This window comes from Micromonospora sp. NPDC093243, from assembly GCF_044753725.1.
In the GTDB taxonomy this organism is placed as follows: Bacteria; Actinomycetota; Actinomycetes; order Mycobacteriales; family Micromonosporaceae; genus Micromonospora.
On the sequence record NZ_JBIVNT010000001.1, the window covers coordinates 392651 to 409018 of the forward strand.

14 protein-coding genes are annotated in these 16368 nt (G+C 73.4%); 8 read left to right on the plus strand and 6 right to left on the minus strand.

Translation table 11 applies throughout. From position 1 onward, the window contains the following. Positions 1-774 carry a hypothetical protein gene (locus ACIP9D_RS01890; protein WP_350876436.1) on the plus strand — a complete coding sequence of 258 codons (774 nt, stop codon included), beginning with the start codon at positions 1-3 and terminating at the stop codon, positions 772-774. A 49-nt stretch (positions 775-823) separates the two neighbouring features. Here ACIP9D_RS01890 and ACIP9D_RS01895 read toward each other — a convergent pair whose 3' ends face one another. The 6 genes from ACIP9D_RS01895 to ACIP9D_RS01920 form a co-directional block, all read right to left on the minus strand. After that, positions 824-1663 carry a DUF6807 family protein gene (locus ACIP9D_RS01895; RefSeq protein WP_350876438.1) on the minus strand — a complete coding sequence of 280 codons (840 nt, stop codon included), beginning with the start codon at positions 1661-1663 and terminating at the stop codon, positions 824-826. After that, on the minus strand, positions 1660-2310 hold the full coding sequence (locus ACIP9D_RS01900) for a hypothetical protein (protein WP_350876440.1): 651 nt from the start codon (positions 2308-2310) through the stop codon (positions 1660-1662). Before ACIP9D_RS01900 ends, ACIP9D_RS01895 begins: the two co-directional genes overlap by 4 nt. Further along, positions 2294-3055, minus strand: a complete 762-nt coding sequence (locus tag ACIP9D_RS01905; protein ID WP_350876496.1) for a carbohydrate ABC transporter permease — start codon at positions 3053-3055, stop codon at positions 2294-2296. The genes ACIP9D_RS01900 and ACIP9D_RS01905 overlap by 17 nt, the downstream gene beginning before the upstream one ends. Before the next feature lie 125 nt (positions 3056-3180). Further along, positions 3181-4164 (minus strand): sugar ABC transporter permease, encoded by a 984-nt coding sequence (locus tag ACIP9D_RS01910; protein WP_350876443.1) that lies wholly within the window; start codon positions 4162-4164, stop codon positions 3181-3183. Between the two features lie 28 nt (positions 4165-4192). Continuing rightward, positions 4193-5536 carry an extracellular solute-binding protein gene (locus tag ACIP9D_RS01915; protein WP_350876445.1) on the minus strand — a complete coding sequence of 448 codons (1344 nt, stop codon included), beginning with the start codon at positions 5534-5536 and terminating at the stop codon, positions 4193-4195. Positions 5537-5542: 6 nt separating this feature from the next. Next, positions 5543-6685 (minus strand): LacI family DNA-binding transcriptional regulator, encoded by a 1143-nt coding sequence (locus ACIP9D_RS01920; RefSeq protein WP_350876447.1) that lies wholly within the window; start codon positions 6683-6685, stop codon positions 5543-5545. A 241-nt stretch (positions 6686-6926) separates the two neighbouring features. Here ACIP9D_RS01920 and ACIP9D_RS01925 point away from each other — a divergent pair, with 241 nt between their 5' ends. The 7 genes from ACIP9D_RS01925 to ACIP9D_RS01955 all read left to right on the plus strand — a co-directional run bounded on the left by ACIP9D_RS01925 (position 6927) and on the right by ACIP9D_RS01955 (position 16229). Further along, entirely contained in the window at positions 6927-8255 is a 1329-nt protein-coding gene (locus ACIP9D_RS01925; protein WP_350876449.1) for a Gfo/Idh/MocA family oxidoreductase, read from the plus strand. Positions 8256-8273: 18 nt separating this feature from the next. Then, positions 8274-9704 (plus strand): glucuronate isomerase, encoded by a 1431-nt coding sequence (gene uxaC / locus ACIP9D_RS01930; RefSeq protein ID WP_350876451.1) that lies wholly within the window; start codon positions 8274-8276, stop codon positions 9702-9704. Positions 9705-9759: 55 nt separating this feature from the next. Then, complete coding sequence (locus ACIP9D_RS01935; RefSeq protein ID WP_350876453.1) at positions 9760-11064, plus strand: enolase C-terminal domain-like protein; 1305 nt, start codon at positions 9760-9762, stop codon at positions 11062-11064. Beyond that, entirely contained in the window at positions 11055-12548 is a 1494-nt protein-coding gene (locus ACIP9D_RS01940) for a mannitol dehydrogenase family protein (protein WP_350876455.1), read from the plus strand. Before ACIP9D_RS01935 ends, ACIP9D_RS01940 begins: the two co-directional genes overlap by 10 nt. Then, positions 12545-13720 carry a Gfo/Idh/MocA family oxidoreductase gene (locus tag ACIP9D_RS01945; RefSeq protein WP_350876457.1) on the plus strand — a complete coding sequence of 392 codons (1176 nt, stop codon included), beginning with the start codon at positions 12545-12547 and terminating at the stop codon, positions 13718-13720. The genes ACIP9D_RS01940 and ACIP9D_RS01945 overlap by 4 nt, the downstream gene beginning before the upstream one ends. Positions 13721-13920: 200 nt before the next feature. Continuing rightward, entirely contained in the window at positions 13921-15420 is a 1500-nt protein-coding gene (locus ACIP9D_RS01950) for a pectate lyase (protein WP_350876459.1), read from the plus strand. An 83-nt stretch (positions 15421-15503) separates the two neighbouring features. After that, positions 15504-16229: an HD domain-containing protein gene (locus ACIP9D_RS01955; protein ID WP_350876461.1), complete on the plus strand. Its 726-nt coding sequence runs from the start codon at positions 15504-15506 to the stop codon at positions 16227-16229. Positions 16230-16368: the final 139 nt, after the last annotated feature.

The following is a 16368-nucleotide window of genomic DNA, read 5'->3' on the forward strand; positions in this document are numbered from 1 at the left end:
ATGGGTGAGTTGCGCAAACCGTTCCTGCTGCTGGCGATGCTCGCCATCGGCCTGGCGATCGGCGTGGAGCTCGGCGCCGGGCTGCTCACCGGCGGTGGGGACGCCGCCGGGGCGTTGCGGGACAGCGCCGACGCGCTCGACGTCGAGCTGGGTGACGTGGCCGGGGTCAGCGAACCGTCCGGCCGCGGCACCGGCTACCTGGCGCTCATCGACGCGGTCGCGGTCTGGAGCACCGGGCTGTTCTGCCTGAGCCTGGTGCTGCCCGAGCGGATCCAGGGCCGGGTGCAGGGGCTGGCGACGCTGATCTTCTCGATCCTGCTGCTGATCGCCTCGGTGGTCGCGCTGATCGTGGCGTTCGTCGAGCTGTCCATCATGGTCTCGCTCTTCCTGGCTGCGCCGTTCGGCACCCTGGCGTACCTGGCGGTGTGGGGGTTCTTCCCGGTCGGTGACGCCGCGCTGCTGCTCGGTCTGGCGCTGCTGCTGAAGCTCGCCTGGGCGGCGCTGCTGGTGCTGGCCCAGCCCCGTTTCCTGCAGAACAAGGGCCTCGTCCTGCTGATCCTCACCAGCCTGCTCTGCACGGTGCTGCTGCAGTTCCTGCACGGCCTGGTGCCGGTGATCCTGGTCAGCATCCTCGACGACCTGGGCGCGCTGCTCTTCGCGGTGGTGGCCGTCGTCTGGGGCCTGGTGCTGCTGATCGGCTCGATCCCGGCGATCGTCAAGGCGGTCCGGGTGACCGCCGCGTTGCCGGCCCGCACCGGCGGATCGCGGCGCTGACGCGGCGGCGGGCCAGCCCCACGGCCCGGCGAGCGACGAAGGCGGCGGGTCAGTCCGGTGACCCGGCGAGCGCCGCCGCGGCGTCGGCGCCGAGGTGGCCGTCGGCGACCACCACCCGGTGCCGCCCCCGCCGCCGGGTGCCGGCCGGGATCCGGCAGGGCCGGTCGAAGGCGAAGGCCACACAGACCCCGGGATACATCGCGGTCCGCACGAACCAGCGGTCGCCGTCGCCGAGGCCGGTGAAGACCAGGGTGTACGCCCCACCGCCCAGGCCGGTGCCGGTGAGCGCCAGCCACGGTTCGGCGCAGCCGTTGACCGCCTCCTCGCCCACCGCGCCGGCGGTCCACGTCCGGGCCGGGTCGGCGGAGACCGCCCGCCAGAAGAACCCGCCGTAGCCGGCCCCGCCGGGCCGGCCGTTGGTGGCCGGGCTGCCCAACGCCACGTCGCGGTCGGGTGGCGCGGTGAGGGTGTAGTCGATCTCCAGTCGCCAGGCGCCGCCGGGCAGCGCGACGGCGCCGAGCCGGCGGTGCTCGCTCAGCAGCACCCGGCCGGCCGGGTCGCGCCACTGGAGGCGGTGCGCCAGCCGGTCGGGCGCGCGGGTCTCCCAGTCGGTGTGCGCGATCCGGCCGTGGTCGTCGCGCCAGGTGTAGCCGACGTCCCGCAGGTAGCTGCGTCCGCCCCAGAGGTTGGTGCCGTCGACGTCCGGCACGGCCAGCGACGCGCCGAGGTGCCAGACGTGGTCGGCGGGGAGCGCGTCGGTGACCACCGTGCCGGTCCGGGTGCGCACCGGGTGCAGGTAGGGGCGGGGACCGTGCCGGGGGTCCAGCGGGGGGTCCACCTCGTAGCGGGCCACCTCGGTGCCGCCGACCAGCAGGCGTTCGGTGGTCACGGCAGCTCCGGCCGGGTCAGCGCCGGTCGGGTCGGCGCCGCTCGGCGGCGGGCGACGGCGTGCAGGGCGGCCACGGTGTAGCCGATCAGGATCGGCACCGCCACCGGGATCACCAGCACGGCGAGCAGCGCGGCGACCGCGCTCGTCCCGGCCAGGGCGGCCCACCGCGCCGGGTGGTCGAGGCAGGCCCGGACGGCTTGCCGGGCCGCGGCCCGCCACCGCCCGCCCCCGGTCCGGCCCACCTCGACCACGATCGCGCCGGCGTACCCGGCCAACGCGACGGCGACCAGCGCGGTGAGCGCCAGCGCCGGCGCCCCGCCGGGCACCCGACCGTCGGCCAGCGCGGCCAGGTCGACGGCGAGCAGCCCGACCACGGCGAGCGCCAGCAGGGTGACCGGCGTTCCGGGCAGCAACGCCCGGCCGAACCGGGAGAGCGTCCGGCGGGCCGGCGGCCAGCTGCCGGTGTCGATCCAGTCGTGCACGGCGGCGCTGGCCGTGCCGACCGCCGCGGCGGCGGTGAGCACCGGCGCCGCGGCCAGGGTCAGCAGGATGCCGAGCAGCGCCAGGTCGGCGGCGTCGCGCAGCACGTCGCGCCAGTCCCGGCGGGTGACCGCCTCGTCCGGCGGCGGTTCAGCCCTTGAGTCCACTGGTGTTGATCCCCTCGACGAGCATCCGTTGGAAGGCGACGAAGAACCCGAAGACCGGCAGCAGCGAGAGCACCGACATGGCGAACATCGGTCCCACCGCGCTCTGGCTGGTCGAGTCGATGAACAGGGTCAGCGCCACCGGCACCGTGTAGTCCTGAAGGTCGGAGAGGAAGACCAGTTGCCGGAAGAAGTCGTTCCAGGTCCAGATGAACGAGAAGATCGCGGTGGTGACCAGCGCGGGACGGCTCAGCGGCAGGATGACGTACCGGAAGATGCCGTACGCGCTGGCACCGTCGATCTTGGCCGCCTCGTCCAGCTCGCGGGGGATGCCCCGCATGAACTGCACCATCAGGAAGACGAAGAACGCCTCGGTGGCCAGGAACTGCGGCACCAGCAGCGGCAGGTAGGGCCACTCCGCGCCGACCAGTCCGACGCTGCGGAACAGGATGTACTGCGGCACGATCAGCACGTGTCCCGGTAGCAGCAGCGTGCCGATCATCACGGCGAACCAGGCGCCGCGCAACGGGAACCGCAGCCGGGCGAAGGCGTACGCGGCGAGCAGGCAGGAGACCGCGTTGCCGACGACGGTGAGCAGGCTGACCAGGGCGCTGTTGAGGAAGAACCGGCCGAAGCTGACGTCGAAGTGGGACCATCCGGCGGTGAAGTTGCCCGGAGTGAACCGCTCGGGCAGCAGCCCGACGTTGCTGACGATCTCCTCCTGCGACTTCAGCGCGGTGCCGAGCATCCAGATCAGCGGATAGAGCACCACCGCCAGAATGGCGAGCAGCACCAGCAGGCGCAGCGCCGAGCGGCTGCGTGGACGCCGGCGGCCGGGGCCCGCCGCGCGCGCGGTCGTGGTCACCGACACCATCACCGGCCCTCCCCGTCGGCGTAGTGCACCCAGAACCGCCCGGTGCTGAAGAAGATCACCGTGATCAGCGCGATGGCGATCAGGAACACCCAGGCCATCGCCGAGGCGTAGCCCATCTCCAGGTCGGTGAAGCCGGTGATGTAGAGGTTGAGCGTGTACATCAGGGTGGAGTCGACCGGGCCGCCGGTGCCGTTGCTGAGCACGAAGGCGGCGGTGAAGCCCTGGAAGCCGTTGATGGTCTCCAGCACCAGGTTGAAGAAGATCACCGGGGAGAGCATCGGCAGGGTGACGTTGCGGAACTTGCGCCACCGGCCCGCGCCGTCGACCGCGGCGGCCTCGTAGAGCTCGGTGGGGACCTGCTTGAGCCCGGCCAGGAAGATCACCATGGGTGCGCCGAACTGCCAGATGGCCAGCACCATGAGGGTCTCCAGGGCCCAGTCCGGGTCGTTGACCCACGGCCGCCCTTCGATCCCGAAGAGGCTGAGGAGGCTGTTGACCGCGCCGTCGCGGTTGAACATGTTCACCCAGACGATGGCCAACGCGACGCTGCCGCCGAGCAGCGACGGCAGGTAGAACAGCCCGCGGAAGAGCCCGACGCCGCGCCAGGCGCGGTTGAGCAGCAGCGCCACCCCGAGCGCCGCAGCCAGCTTCAGCGGTACGGCGATGAGCGCGAAGGTCAGCGTCACCCGGACCGCGTGCCAGTAGGACGGGTCGGCGGTGAACATCCGCTCGTAGTTGGCCAGCCCCACCCACCGCACCTCGGAGAAGGGGGTGAGGATGTCGTAGTTGGTGAAGCTCAGATAGAGCGACACCAGCATCGGGATCGCCGTGACGGCCAGCAGGCCGGCCAGCCAGGGCGACAGGAAGACGTAGCCGGCCAGACCGTCGCCGTACCGGATCCGCCCGGTCCTGCGCCGGGTGGCGCGGGGCCGGACGGATCCGGTGCCGCCTCGGGTCGGGTCGGGCGCCGTGGTCAGGGCCACGAGCCGGGCTCCTCTCCGCGGGCGGCGGTCAGACGATGGCGGACTTGCAGGCGTCCACGAACTGGCTGGCCGCCTGCGCCGGGGTGGCCCGGCCGTACTGGGCGTTCTCCGCGGCCTTGATCAGCTCGGCGCGGACCTTGCTGTGCCCCTTGATCGGCACCTGCGGGGACTCGCCGAACTTCTGCGCCAGCTCGGTCTCGACCGCGATCGACTGCTTCATGGCCGGGTCGGTGGCGCCCTCGCTGACGACGGTGCGCAGGTCGAGGTTGGACGGTAGGCCGCGGTCGGTGCCGAGCAGCTTCACCGCCTCCGGGTCGTTGACCATGAAGTTGATGACGTCGACCGCGACGTCCTTGTGCCTGCTGCCCCGGAACACCGACCAGTACATCGAGGCCCGCGCCCACTGCGCGCTCGGGTCGCCGGGGTAGGCCACCACGCCCAGCTCGTCCTTGGTGTTCTTCTTGATCTCCGGCATCTGGTTGGCCCAGACCCACGAGGTCGCCGCCTTGCCGGTCGCCACGAGCTGCTTGGTGATGTCGGTGGAGTTGCCCTCGTGGATGACGTCGGCCGTCGGGGTGGCCTTGCGGTCCCGGGCGCCCTTCCACAGCTCGAACCAGCGGGTCACGTCCTCGGCGGTGAAGCCCAGCTCCTTGCCGTTGTAGAGGTCCTTGCCCTGCTGGCGCAGCCAGACCCAGAACGCCTTGTAGTCGGCGCTGGGGTCCTGGGTGCCGGGGACCTTCGTCGTCCTGGCCACCTGCTCGGCCCAGGCGATGTGCTCCTCCCAGCTCATGCCCGTGGTCGGCTCCGGCAGCCCGTGCCTGGTCAGCAGCGTCTTGTTGTAGACCAGGCCCTGGGTGTTCTCCCCGGCGGCGAGACCGGCCAGCTTGCCGTCGACCACGCCGTACTGCCAGAGGCTCTTGGGGAACTTGGCCGTGTCGAGCTTGCCGGAGCTCTGGTAGGAGGTCAGGTCCAGGGTGGTGTTGCGGGCCGCGTACTCGGCGAGGAAGTTGTCGTCGATCTGGAACAGGTCCGGCGGGTTCCCGCCGGCGGTCAGCGTGGCCAGCTTGTCGAAGTAGCCCTGGTTGGCCTGCCAGGTCTTTTCGAACGTCACGTTCGGGTGCTTACGGGTGTAGAGGGCCAGCACGTCCTCGGTCAGCTTGGCGCGGGCGTCGCCACCCCACCAGAAGACGGCGAGCTTGACCGGGGCGTTGGGGTCGGCCGCTTCGTCGTCGCCGCAGGCCGCGGCCCCGAACATCAGGGGCGCGGCCAGGGCCACGGCGAGCACGCCGCGCACGAGCCGGCGGCGGGAGAGGGGGGTACGGTGAGTGCGCCCGACGGGCGCGTCGGCGGTGGTGGGCGTGGCGGGGTGCATGTGCGCTCACTCCTTGGCGTAGGAGGCGACGACGTCACCGGTGGCCGTGGTCGGGTCGCCCGGGCCCGCAAGGCGTTGCGGGCCCGGGCCTTGCGCCGCGGCGCCGGCACGGTGTCGACCGGAGCGGGGTCCCGGTCCGGTCGAGTCGCGGATGACCAGGTCGGTCTGCAGCATTACCTGTGCGGTGGTGCGACGGACGCCGGCTGCCGTGGCCACGCCGACGCCCCGCGCGCCGCGCGGCGGGTCGGCGTCCTGTTGCAACAGCATGTCGACGGCCGTCCGGCCGGCGGCCGCGGTGGGCGTGGCCACCGTCGTCAACTTCGGTCGGGTCAGCCGACTCAGCGCGATGTCGTCGACCCCGACGACGCTCATCTCCTGCGGCACCCCGACCCCGAGCGTGTCCAGTCCCTCGATGAGGCCGATCGCCATCAGGTCGTTGTAGGCGAGCACCCCCGACACACCGCTGCGCCGGACCTGCTCGGCGAGGGCGAGGCCACCGGTCTCGGTGGGCGGGTTGGGGCCGAGCACGGTCAGCTCCGCGCCGCCGGAGCGGGCGGCCACCCCGGCAGCCCGGCGCATCTCCCGGTTGGTCCACGAGCCGCGCGGCCCGCCGAGCAGCGCGATCCGGGTGTGGCCGAGCCCGATCAGGTGCTCGATCGCCGCCCGGGCGCCCTGGCCCACGTCCATCAGCACGCAGGGCAGGCCGGCCACCTGGCGGTTCACCACGACCAACGGCACCTCGCGGCTGAGCTGTTCGATCAGGCTGTTGCTCATCCGCGGGCTGCACAGCAGCACCCCGTCGACCTGCTTGGCCAGGGCGTGGACCAGCTCCTCCTCGACGCTCGGGTCCTCGTTGGTGTCGGCCACGAACACGTGGTAGTCGCGGTGGCGCGCCTGGCTCTCCGCCGCCTTGATCAGCGGCGGGAAGAACGGGTTGGCGATGTCCGCGATGATCAGGCCGATGTTGTGCGTACGCCCGGTGATCAACGCCCGGGCCGCCCGGTTCGGCCGGTAGCCGAGATCCTCGGCACAGGCCAGCACGCGGACCCGGGTCTCCGGGTTGACCAGGTGCGGCGCCGAGAACGTGCGGGACACCGTGGAGATGTGCACCCCGGAGGCCCGGGCGACGTCCCGGATGGTGACTGGCACGGCGGCGACCCCCTCCGTCCGGTGTGGCTCTGGTCACATGGGTGCCGCCAATTAATGCAAACGGTTGCTCCACTGTCAACGGCCCGTTGTTGCGGTCCCGTGACAGCCGTGCGCTCACCGTGATCTTCAATCCCCCTCAATCGGGTCACAATTCACCGATTGCCGGGGAGCCGTTGACGACATCGCATCGATCGTGGTTATTTCACTGCAAAGGTTTGCAGTCGACGCGGGAGGGCGACCGATGGCGACGGACCCCGACGGACGGACCCGGTACGCGATCGTCGGCACCGGGGCGCGGGCCGAGATGTTCGTCCGGTCCCTGGTCGTCGAGCATGCCGATCGCGCCAAGCTGGTGGCCTTCGCCGACGTCAACCAGGCCCGGATGGACGCGCACAACCGTTGGCTGGCGGGGCTCGATCATCCGCCGGTGCCGACCTACCGCGCCGCGGACTTCACCGCCATGCTCACCAAGGAGCGCGTCGACACGGTCCTGGTGACCAGCGTGGACGTCACCCACGACGAGTATGTGGTGGCGGCGCTGCGGGCCGGGCGGGACGTGATCACCGAGAAGCCGATGACCGTCGACGCGGCCCGCTGCCGGCGGATCCTCGACGCGGTGGCGCAGACCGGCCGGCGCGTCACGGTCGCCTTCAACTACCGGTACAGCCCGCTGCACGAACAGGTCCGCCGGCTGCTCGCCGAGGGAGCGGTCGGTGAGATCGGCTCGGTGCACTTCGAGTGGCTGCTCGACGTGCGGCACGGCGCCGACTACTTCCGCCGCTGGCACCGGGACAAGGCCACCTCCGGCGGGCTGCTGGTGCACAAGGCCGGGCACCACTTCGACCTGGTCAACTGGTGGCTGGCGGCCCGGCCGGTGCAGGTGTACGCGGCCGGCCGGCTCTTCTTCTACGGCGAGGGCGGCCGCCGGCACGGCTACGCCCGCGACTACGACCGGGCGCACCGCTCCCCCGCCGCCGCCGACGACCCGTTCGCGCTGCACCTGGCGGCGCATCCCCGGCTGCGGGAGCTCTACCTCGACGCCGAAGCCGAGGACGGCTACCAGCGCGACCGCAACGTCTTCGCTCCCGGAGTGACCATCGAGGACGACCTGGCGGTGCTGGCCCGCTACTCCACCGGCGCCACGATGACCTACCACCTCACCGCGTACGCCCCCTGGGAGGGTTACCGGGTGATGGTCAACGGCAGTCGGGGCCGGCTGGAGCTGGAGGTCGCCGAGAGCGCGTACGTCAGCCCGTCGGCTGCCGGCGCGCTCAAGGGCGCCGCGCTGCACGGCGCCGAGGCCGCCGCCGAGGTCGGCGGCACCACCCTGACCCTGCGGCCGTTCTGGGCGCCGCCGCGGCGGATCCCGGTCGACGGGCAGACCCGGGAGGGGCACGGCGGCGCCGACGCCCGGATGACCCGGGTGCTCTTCGGCGGCGGGCCCGACCCGTTGGACCGGGCGGCCGACGCCGAGGACGGCGCCCTGGCCCTGCTCACCGGCCTGGCGGCCAACCGGTCCCTGGAGACCGGCCAGCCGGTCCGGGTCGCCGACCTGCTCACCCTCCCCTGACCGCGACAGGAGCCACCCGTGCCGACCCCGCCCCGTTCCGACCTGCTCCTGCCCGCGGAGCCGGGCCAACGCGCGCTGGCCCGGGAGCTCTACGCGCTGGCCGCGGAGCAACCGATCATCTCGCCGCACGGACACGTCGACCCGGCGCTGCTCGCCGAGGACCGGCCCTTTCCCGATCCCGCGCAGCTGCTCATCGTGCCCGACCACTACCTGACCCGGATGCTGCTCAGCCAGGGCGTCCCGCCGGGCGAGCTGGGCGTGCCGAGCCGCGACGGCAGTCCGGTGGAGACCGACGGGCGGCGGATCTGGCGCCGCTTCGCCGCGCACTGGCACCTGTTCCGGGGCACCCCGTCCCGGCTCTGGCTGGAACAGACCTTCCGCACCGTGTTCGGGGTGCGCACACCGCTCTCGCCGGGCACCGCCGACGCCGTCTACGACGAGCTGGCCACTCGGCTGGCCGAGCCGGGGTTCCGACCCCGGGCGCTGTTCGAGCGGTTCGGCATCGAGGTGCTGGCCACCACCGAGTCGCCGCTGGACGACCTCGGCCAGCACGCCAAGCTCGCCGCGGACGGCTGGGGCGGGCCGGGCGGGCGGGTGGTCACCACCTTCCGCCCGGACGACGTGGTGGACATGGAGTTCGACGGCTGGTCGGGCAACGTGGACCGGCTCGGCGAGCTGACCGGCGAGGACACCGGCACGTACGACGGTTACCTGGCCGCGTTGCGGTCCCGCCGGGCGGCGTTCGTCGCGGCCGGCGCGACCTGCTCCGACCACGGCCATCCCACCGCCCGCACTCTGGCTCTGGATCCCGCCGAGGCGGCGGCGCTCTACGACCGGGGCCGGCGCGGCCTCGCCGACGCGGGCGACGCGGAGGCGTTCCGGGCGCACATGCTGCTGGAGTTCGCCGGAATGTCGATCGACGACGGGCTGGTCCTGCAGCTGCACCCCGGCGCGGTGCGCAACCACAACCGGTGGCTGCACACCCGGCACGGACGTGACGTCGGTGGCGACGTGCCGCAGGCCACCGAGTACGTGCACGCGTTGGCCCCGCTGCTGCAGCGGCACGGCAACGACCCGCGGCTGCGGGTCGTGCTCTACACGCTGGACGAGTACACCTTCACCCGCGAGCTGGCCCCGCTCGCCGGCGGCTACGCGGCGCTCTACCTCGGCGCGCCCTGGTGGTTCCTGGACTCCCCCGAGGTGCTGCGCCGGTTCCGGGAGGCGGTCACCGAGTCCGCCGGCTTCTACAACACCGCAGGGTTCGTCGACGACACCCGGGCGTTCTGCTCCATCCCGGTCCGGCACGACGTGGCCCGGCGGGTGGACGCCGGCTTCCTGGCCCGGCTGGTCGCCGAGCACCGGCTGCCCGAGGACGAGGCGGCCGAGACCATCGTCGACCTGGCCTACCGGCTGCCGAAGCGGGTCTACCGGTTCGGGGAGGCGCGATGAGAGTGACGAGTGCGGCGACGCGGAGCCCCGCAGTCGCGAACGAAAGGGCGACAGCATGAGCGTCACCATCACCGCCGTCGACGTGCACGACGTGCGGTTCCCCACCGCCGCCAGCGGAGACGGCTCGGACGCGATCAACCGCGGCGACTACTCGGCCAGCTACGTCGAGCTGAGCACCGACACCGGCGCGGCCGGGGCCGGCTTCACCTTCACCAACGGGCGCGGCAACGAGCTGACCTGCGCCGCCGTCCGCGCGCTGGCGCACCACGTGGTGGGGCGCACGGTCGAGGAGATCGCCGCCGAGCCGGTAGCGTTCTGGCGCTCGCTCGTCGCCGATTCGCAGCTGCGCTGGCTCGGGCCGGAGAAGGGCGTCATCCACATGGCCACCGGCGCGCTGGTCAACGCGGTGTGGGACCTGCGCGCCCGGCTCGCCGGCAAGCCGATGTGGCGCTTCCTCGCCGAGCTGCCCACCGACGAGCTGGTGGCCAGCGTCGACTTCACGCACATCCGCGACGCGCTCACCCCCGACGACGCGGCGGCCATCCTCGACAAGGGACTCGTCGGCCGGGCCGACCGGCTCGCCGAGCTGGAGCAGGACGGCTTCCCCTCCTACACCACGTCGGTCGGCTGGCTCGGCTACCCGGACGACAAGGTCCGCTCGCTGACCCGAGCGGCGTACACGGCGGGTTGGCGGGCGATGAAGATGAAGGTCGGCGGACCGCTCGCCGACGACCTGCGCCGGGCCCGGATCATCCGGGCCGAGATCGGCCCGGACGCGCTGCTGATGATGGACGCCAACCAGGTCTGGGACGTCGACGAGGCGATCACCGCGATGGCCGCGCTGGCGGAGGTCGACCCGTACTGGATCGAGGAGCCGACGCACGCCGACGACATCCTGGGCCACGCCCGGATCGCCCGGGCCGTCGCCGAGTTGACCGGCGGTCGGTGCCGGGTGGCCACCGGCGAGGTGGCCGCGAACCGGGTCATCTTCAAGCAGCTGCTGCAGGCCGAGGCGATCGGCGTGATGCAGGTCGACGCGTGCCGGGTCGGCGGGGTCAACGAGGTGCTCGCGGAGCTGCTGCTGGCGGCGAAGTTCGGGGTGCCGGTCTGCCCGCACGCCGGCGGCGTCGGCCTCTGCGAGTACGTCCAGCACCTGGCGATCTTCGACTTCCTCCGGGTCGGCGCCAGCCTGGACGGCCGGATGATCGAGTACGTGGATCACCTGCACGAGCACTTCGTCGACCCGGTGCGCACCCGCCACGGTCGCTACCTGCTCCCCGACCGCCCCGGCTACAGCGCCACCATGCGGCCGGATTCGGTCGCCCGCTTCCGCTTCCCGGACGGGCCGGCATGGCGGTGAGCATCGGTGGCGCCCGACTCGGGCTGGCCGCGCTGCGCCGGCTGCCGGCCGAGGCACGACCGCTGGTACGCCCCGGCTCGGTGCCGGCCGGCATCGTCCACCTCGGACTCGGCGCGTTCCACCGGGCCCACCAGGCGGTCTACACCGAGGCCGCGATCGGCGCGGCGGGCGGCGACTGGGCGATCGTGGCCGTCGCGCCCCGCAACCCGGCGCTGGTCGAGGCGCTCACCGCGCAGGACCACCTCTTCAGCGTCACCACCCTCTCCGGCGGCGGCACCGACACCCGGGTCATCGGCGCGCTCGCCGGGGTGCGGCACGCGCCCAGCGCCCCGGACGCGGTGCTGGCGCTGCTGGCCGACCCGGCGATCCGGGTGGTCACGCTGACCGTGACGGAGAAGGCGTACCAGCTCGACCCGGCCACCGGGCGGCTGCGCCCGGACCTGGCGCTCGCCGCGGACCTGGCCGGCGAGCGCCCGCCGACGACCGTGCCGGGGCTGCTGCTGCGCGGGCTGGCCGCCCGGGCCGCCGCCGACGCCGGACCGGTGGCGCTGGTCAGCTGCGACAACCTGCCGGCCAACGGCGTACGGCTGCGCGGCCTGGTCGAGCAAGCGGTGCGGCAGGCCACCGGGGTGCCGGGCGCCCTGCCGGAGTGGATCGCCGGCAACGTCACCTTCCCCGGCACCATGGTCGACCGGATCGTGCCGGCCAGCACGGCCGAGACGCTGGCGCAGGCCCGCCGGGCGCTCGGGGTGAGCGACCTCGCGGCGGTGGCCGCCGAGCCGTACGCCCACTGGGTGATCGAGGACGACTTCCCCGCCGGCCGGCCGGCCTGGGACCGCGCCGGGGCGGTGCTGACAGCCGACGCCGGCGCGTGGGAGCGGCTCAAGCTGCGCACCCTCAACGGCGTGCACTCGGCCGCCGCCTACCTCGGCGCGCTGGCCGGCCGGGAGACCATCGCCGAGGCGCTGGAGATCCCGCACCTGGCCGGGGTGCTGCGCCGGCTGATCACCGAGGACGTCGCGGCCAGCTTCACCCCGCCGGACGGGGTGCGGGTGGTCGACTACGGCGAGGAGGTGCTGGCCCGGTTCGGCAACCCGGCGATCCGGTACCGCACGCTGCAGGTGGCGTCGGACGGCTCGCAGAAGCTGCCGCAACGCGTCCTGCACACCGTCGCCGACCTGCGGGCCGCCGGCCGCCCGGCGCGCTGGGCCGCGCTGGTGGTCGCCGGCTGGCTGCGGTTCCTGCTCGGCCACGCCGACGACGGCCGGCCGCTGCCGCTGGAGGATCCCCTCGGCGACCGGATCCGCGCCGCGCTCGCGGCCGGCCGGCAGACCCCGGCCGGGGCGGTGGACGCGGTCTTCGCGCTCCGCGAGATCGTGCCGGCCGACGTGGCGGAGGACGACGAGGTCCGGGCGGACGTGACCGCCTGGCTGACCGCGCTGGAGCGGCACGGCGTAGCGGCCACCCTGGCCGGTGCGGCGTGAGCCCGCCCGAGGCCCCCCGGGTGGCACTGGTCGGGGTGAACGGGCACGGGCGGTGGCACCGGCGGATACTCGCCCCGCTGCACGCGGCCGGGCGGCTGCGGCTGGCCGCGCTGGCGGACCCACGGCCGGTCGAGGAGGACCCGGAAGCGCCGGTGCCGCCGGAGACCGCCGTCTTCACCGACCACCGGGAGATGCTCGCCGCCGTACGGCCGGACGTGGTGATCGTCTGCTCCCCGCCGCACACCCACCTGCCGGTGGCGCTGGACGCCCTCGCCACCGGCGCCGACCTGCTGCTGGAGAAGCCGCCGGTGCTCTGCACCGCCGAGCACGACGAGTTGGCCGCCGTCCTGGCCGCCACCGGGCGCGCCTGCCAGGTGGGCTTCCAGGCGCTCGGCTCGGCCGCGCTGAGCGAGCTGACCGCCGCGGTCACCACCGGCCGGCTCGGCCGGGTCACCGGCATCGCCACGGTCGCCGCCTGGCACCGCCCGGACGCCTACTACGCCCGCTCGCCCTGGGCCGGACGACGGACGCTGGACGGCCGGCCGGCGCTGGACGGCGCGCTGGCCAATCCCCTCGCGCACGCGGTGATGCAGTGTCTGGCCGTCGCCGAGGCGGTGGTCGGAGCGCCGGTCCAGCCGGCCGACGTCGAGGTCGAGCGCTACCGGGTCCGCCCGATCGAGGTGGACGACACGGCGGTACTACGGATCCGGCCCCGGCACGGTCCACCGATCGTGGCCGCGGTCACCCTGGCCGGCGAGGAGGTCGTGCCCGGCGAGGTGGTGGTCACCGGGACCGCCGGGCGGGCGGTGCTGGAGTATCCGACCGACCGGCTGCGGCTGCCCGGCGACGCCGCGCCGCGCGCCGTGCCGGGGCGGCGGGGGTTGCTGGAGAACCTGCTCGCGCACCGGGCCGACCCGGACGCGGTCGCGTTGATCGCCCCGCTGGCCCGTACCGCGCCGTTCACGGCGGTGCTGGACGCGCTGCGCGACGCGCCGCTGCCCCGGCTGCTGGCGGGCGAGCTGGTCGAGCCCATCGGCGCCGGACCGGAGCGGGTGCTGCGCATCCACGGCGTCAACGAGGTGCTGCGCCGGGCCGCCGAACGGCACGCCCTCCCCTCGGAGCTGGGCGTGCCCTGGGCGGTGCCGCCCCACCGCACCGGTCTGTCGGGATAGGAGGCCGCAACTCTCCGCAAACAAGGCCGTCCGCCGGATCGGACAACTACCGACATTCCCCGACCGATAGCGGCCGGACGGTGCCGGACGACCCGGACAACTGCAACATTCCTGCACATCATTAATATTGACCCTGATAAGCGCCATTCCTATCGTTCGTTGTGAATAGGTAATCACGCCCGAACGAATGGACGGCGACGATGCGGAGCTTCGGAACCGGTGCGGCGCTCGCCACCCTCGCGCTGATCGCGACCCCACCGACGCCCGCGGCCGCCACGGCCCCGACGGCGCCGACGGCGGACCACCGGACGGTGACGGCCACGGCCCCGGCGGCGCCGACGGCGGACCACCGGACGGTGGTGGCCACGGTCGAGACGGCGGGACCGACGGATGCGGCGCGCGCCGCGAGCACTCGGCTGTCGGGGCGACAGCGGGCAGACCGGCTGCCCTGGACGGTCCGGCTGCTCGGCCTGCAGACCCTGCCGCCGGGCGACGGCTGGGCCGCCGACGGCCCCGGCACCACCGGTGGCGCGGCGGCGACGGCCGACCAGGTCAGCGTGGTCGGCACCCGGGCCGAGCTGATCGCCGCGCTGGGCGGCGACAACGCCACCAACGCCGGCAACGCCACCCCGAAAATCATCTACGTGGACGGCGACATCGACGGCTTCGAGGGCCCGGACGGCCGCCCGCTGGAGTGCGCCGACCTCGCCGACCCGGAGTACTCCCTCGACGCCTACCTGGCCGCGTACGACCCGGCGGTGTGGGGACGGGTGCCGCCGGCGGGGCCGCTGGAGGAGGCTCGGGCGCGGTCGGTGGCCAACCAGACCCGACAGACCCAGATCAACGTCGGGCCGAACACGACGCTCCTGGGTCTGCGCGGTGCCCGACTCAGCGGGCTGACGCTGATGATCGACCGCGCGCCGAACGTCATCGTGCGCAACCTGACCCTCGTCGACGCGCGGGACTGCTTCCCCGCCTGGTCGCCGACCGACGGCGACGCGGGCAACTGGAACTCCCAGTACGACCAGATCTCGGTCCGCCGCAGCGAGCACGTCTGGGTCACGCAGAACACCTTCACCGACGGCGACAACCCGGACAGCGCCCAGCCCCACCACTTCGGCCGGCCCTATCAGGTGCACGACGGCTCGCTCGACGTCACGCACACCGCGAGCCTGGTGACCGCGTCGTGGAACCGGTTCGTCGGCCGGGACAAGGTGCTGCTGATCGGCTCGTCCAACACCGTCGGCCCGGACGTCGGGCGGCTACGGGTGACCCTGCACCACAATCTCTTCGACCGCGTGCTCCAGCGGCTGCCCCGGGTCCGGTTCGGGCAGGTCGACGTCTGGAACAACCACTACCGACTCGGCGGCAGCGCGTTCGAGTACGCGCTCGGCGTCGGCGTCCAGTCCGCCCTCTACGCGCAGAACAACTTCTTCACCCTCGACGCCGACGTCGACCCGGCGGACCTGATCCACGACTGGGGCGGCACGGCGATCACCGAGCGGGGCAGTTGGCTGCGCCAGGGCGCCGGCCCGGCCCGTCCGGTGGAACTGCTGGCCGCCTACAACGCCGCGCACGAGCCGGATCTCGCCCCGGACGCCGGCTGGACGCCCACGCTGCGGCACGGCCCGGTGCTGCCGGCGCCGCTGGTGCCGCCGGTCGTCGACGCGCTGGCCGGCGCGGGCCGGTTACCGCTCTGACCGGCGACGCCGACCCGGCGGGTCGAGTCGCATCAACGACGGGCGGGACCGCCACCATGGTGAAGATCGGCTATAAGTGACGCATGGACTTCCCGCCGTACCTGGGCACGATGCCGATGCACGCGATCACCGAGATCCACGGCGAGCCGGGCCTGCTGGAGCGCTTCCGGCTGGAGATCCAGTCTTTCGACGAGGCTGCCCGGGAGCGGTTGACCGCCGCGCTCGACCTCGCCGCCGACCTGCACCGCGACGACCGTCGGGTGCGCGAGCCGTACCTCAACCACCTGCTGCGGGTGGCGATCCGGATGATGCACCACTACCAGGTACGCGACGTGGATGTGATCGTGGCCGGGTTGCTGCACGACGCGGTCGAGGACCACCCGACCGAGCTGGCCGGCGCGGACCACGACGACGCGACCGGCGCGGCCCTGGCCACCCTCGCCGCGCGGTTCGGCCCGCGGGTCGCCCGCCTGGTCGCCGCGGTCACCAACCCGCGGTACGACCCGACCCGCGACCGCAACGAGCAGTACCGGGAACACGTCGCCGCCAGCCTGGACCGGGAGCCCTGGGCCCGGGTGATCAAGGTGTCCGACTTCACCGACAACGGGGTGGGCGTCATCCACACCGTCGGACCGAAGGTGGAGTCCTCGGCCCGGAAGTACCGCCCGCTGGTCCCGGTCTACCGGGAGCTGGTCACCCGGCCGGACACACCGCTCTCCCCGCCGGTGAAGCGGCACATCCTGGCCCAACTCGACCTGGCCGAGGAGCGCTTCAGCGCCATCCTCGACCAGCCCGCCCACCCCCACTGATCGGTTGATCGCCCCGTCGGCGCCGCCGCGACGCGGGGGCGACACGACGCGGGCGGCGATGTCACTCACCACGGAGATACCTCAGCGTCATCTTGATGACGCTGAGGTATCGCTCGCCGGGGCCTACCCCCGGCACCAC

Bases quoted from the DNA above. Each gene is read 5' to 3' on its own strand.
- ACIP9D_RS01890 (WP_350876436.1), top strand. From the start codon at position 1: ATGGGTGAGTTGCGCAAACCGTTCCTGCTGCTGGCGATGCTCGCCATC.
- ACIP9D_RS01905 (WP_350876496.1), bottom strand. From the start codon at position 3,055: ATGCTCGGCACCGCGCTGAAGTCGCAGGAGGAGATCGTCAGCAACGTC.
- ACIP9D_RS01915 (WP_350876445.1), bottom strand. From the start codon at position 5,536: ATGCACCCCGCCACGCCCACCACCGCCGACGCGCCCGTCGGGCGCACT.
- ACIP9D_RS01925 (WP_350876449.1), top strand. From the start codon at position 6,927: ATGGCGACGGACCCCGACGGACGGACCCGGTACGCGATCGTCGGCACC.
- ACIP9D_RS01935 (WP_350876453.1), top strand. From the start codon at position 9,760: ATGAGCGTCACCATCACCGCCGTCGACGTGCACGACGTGCGGTTCCCC.
- ACIP9D_RS01940 (WP_350876455.1), top strand. From the start codon at position 11,055: ATGGCGGTGAGCATCGGTGGCGCCCGACTCGGGCTGGCCGCGCTGCGC.
- ACIP9D_RS01950 (WP_350876459.1), top strand. From the start codon at position 13,921: ATGCGGAGCTTCGGAACCGGTGCGGCGCTCGCCACCCTCGCGCTGATC.
- ACIP9D_RS01955 (WP_350876461.1), top strand. From the start codon at position 15,504: ATGGACTTCCCGCCGTACCTGGGCACGATGCCGATGCACGCGATCACC.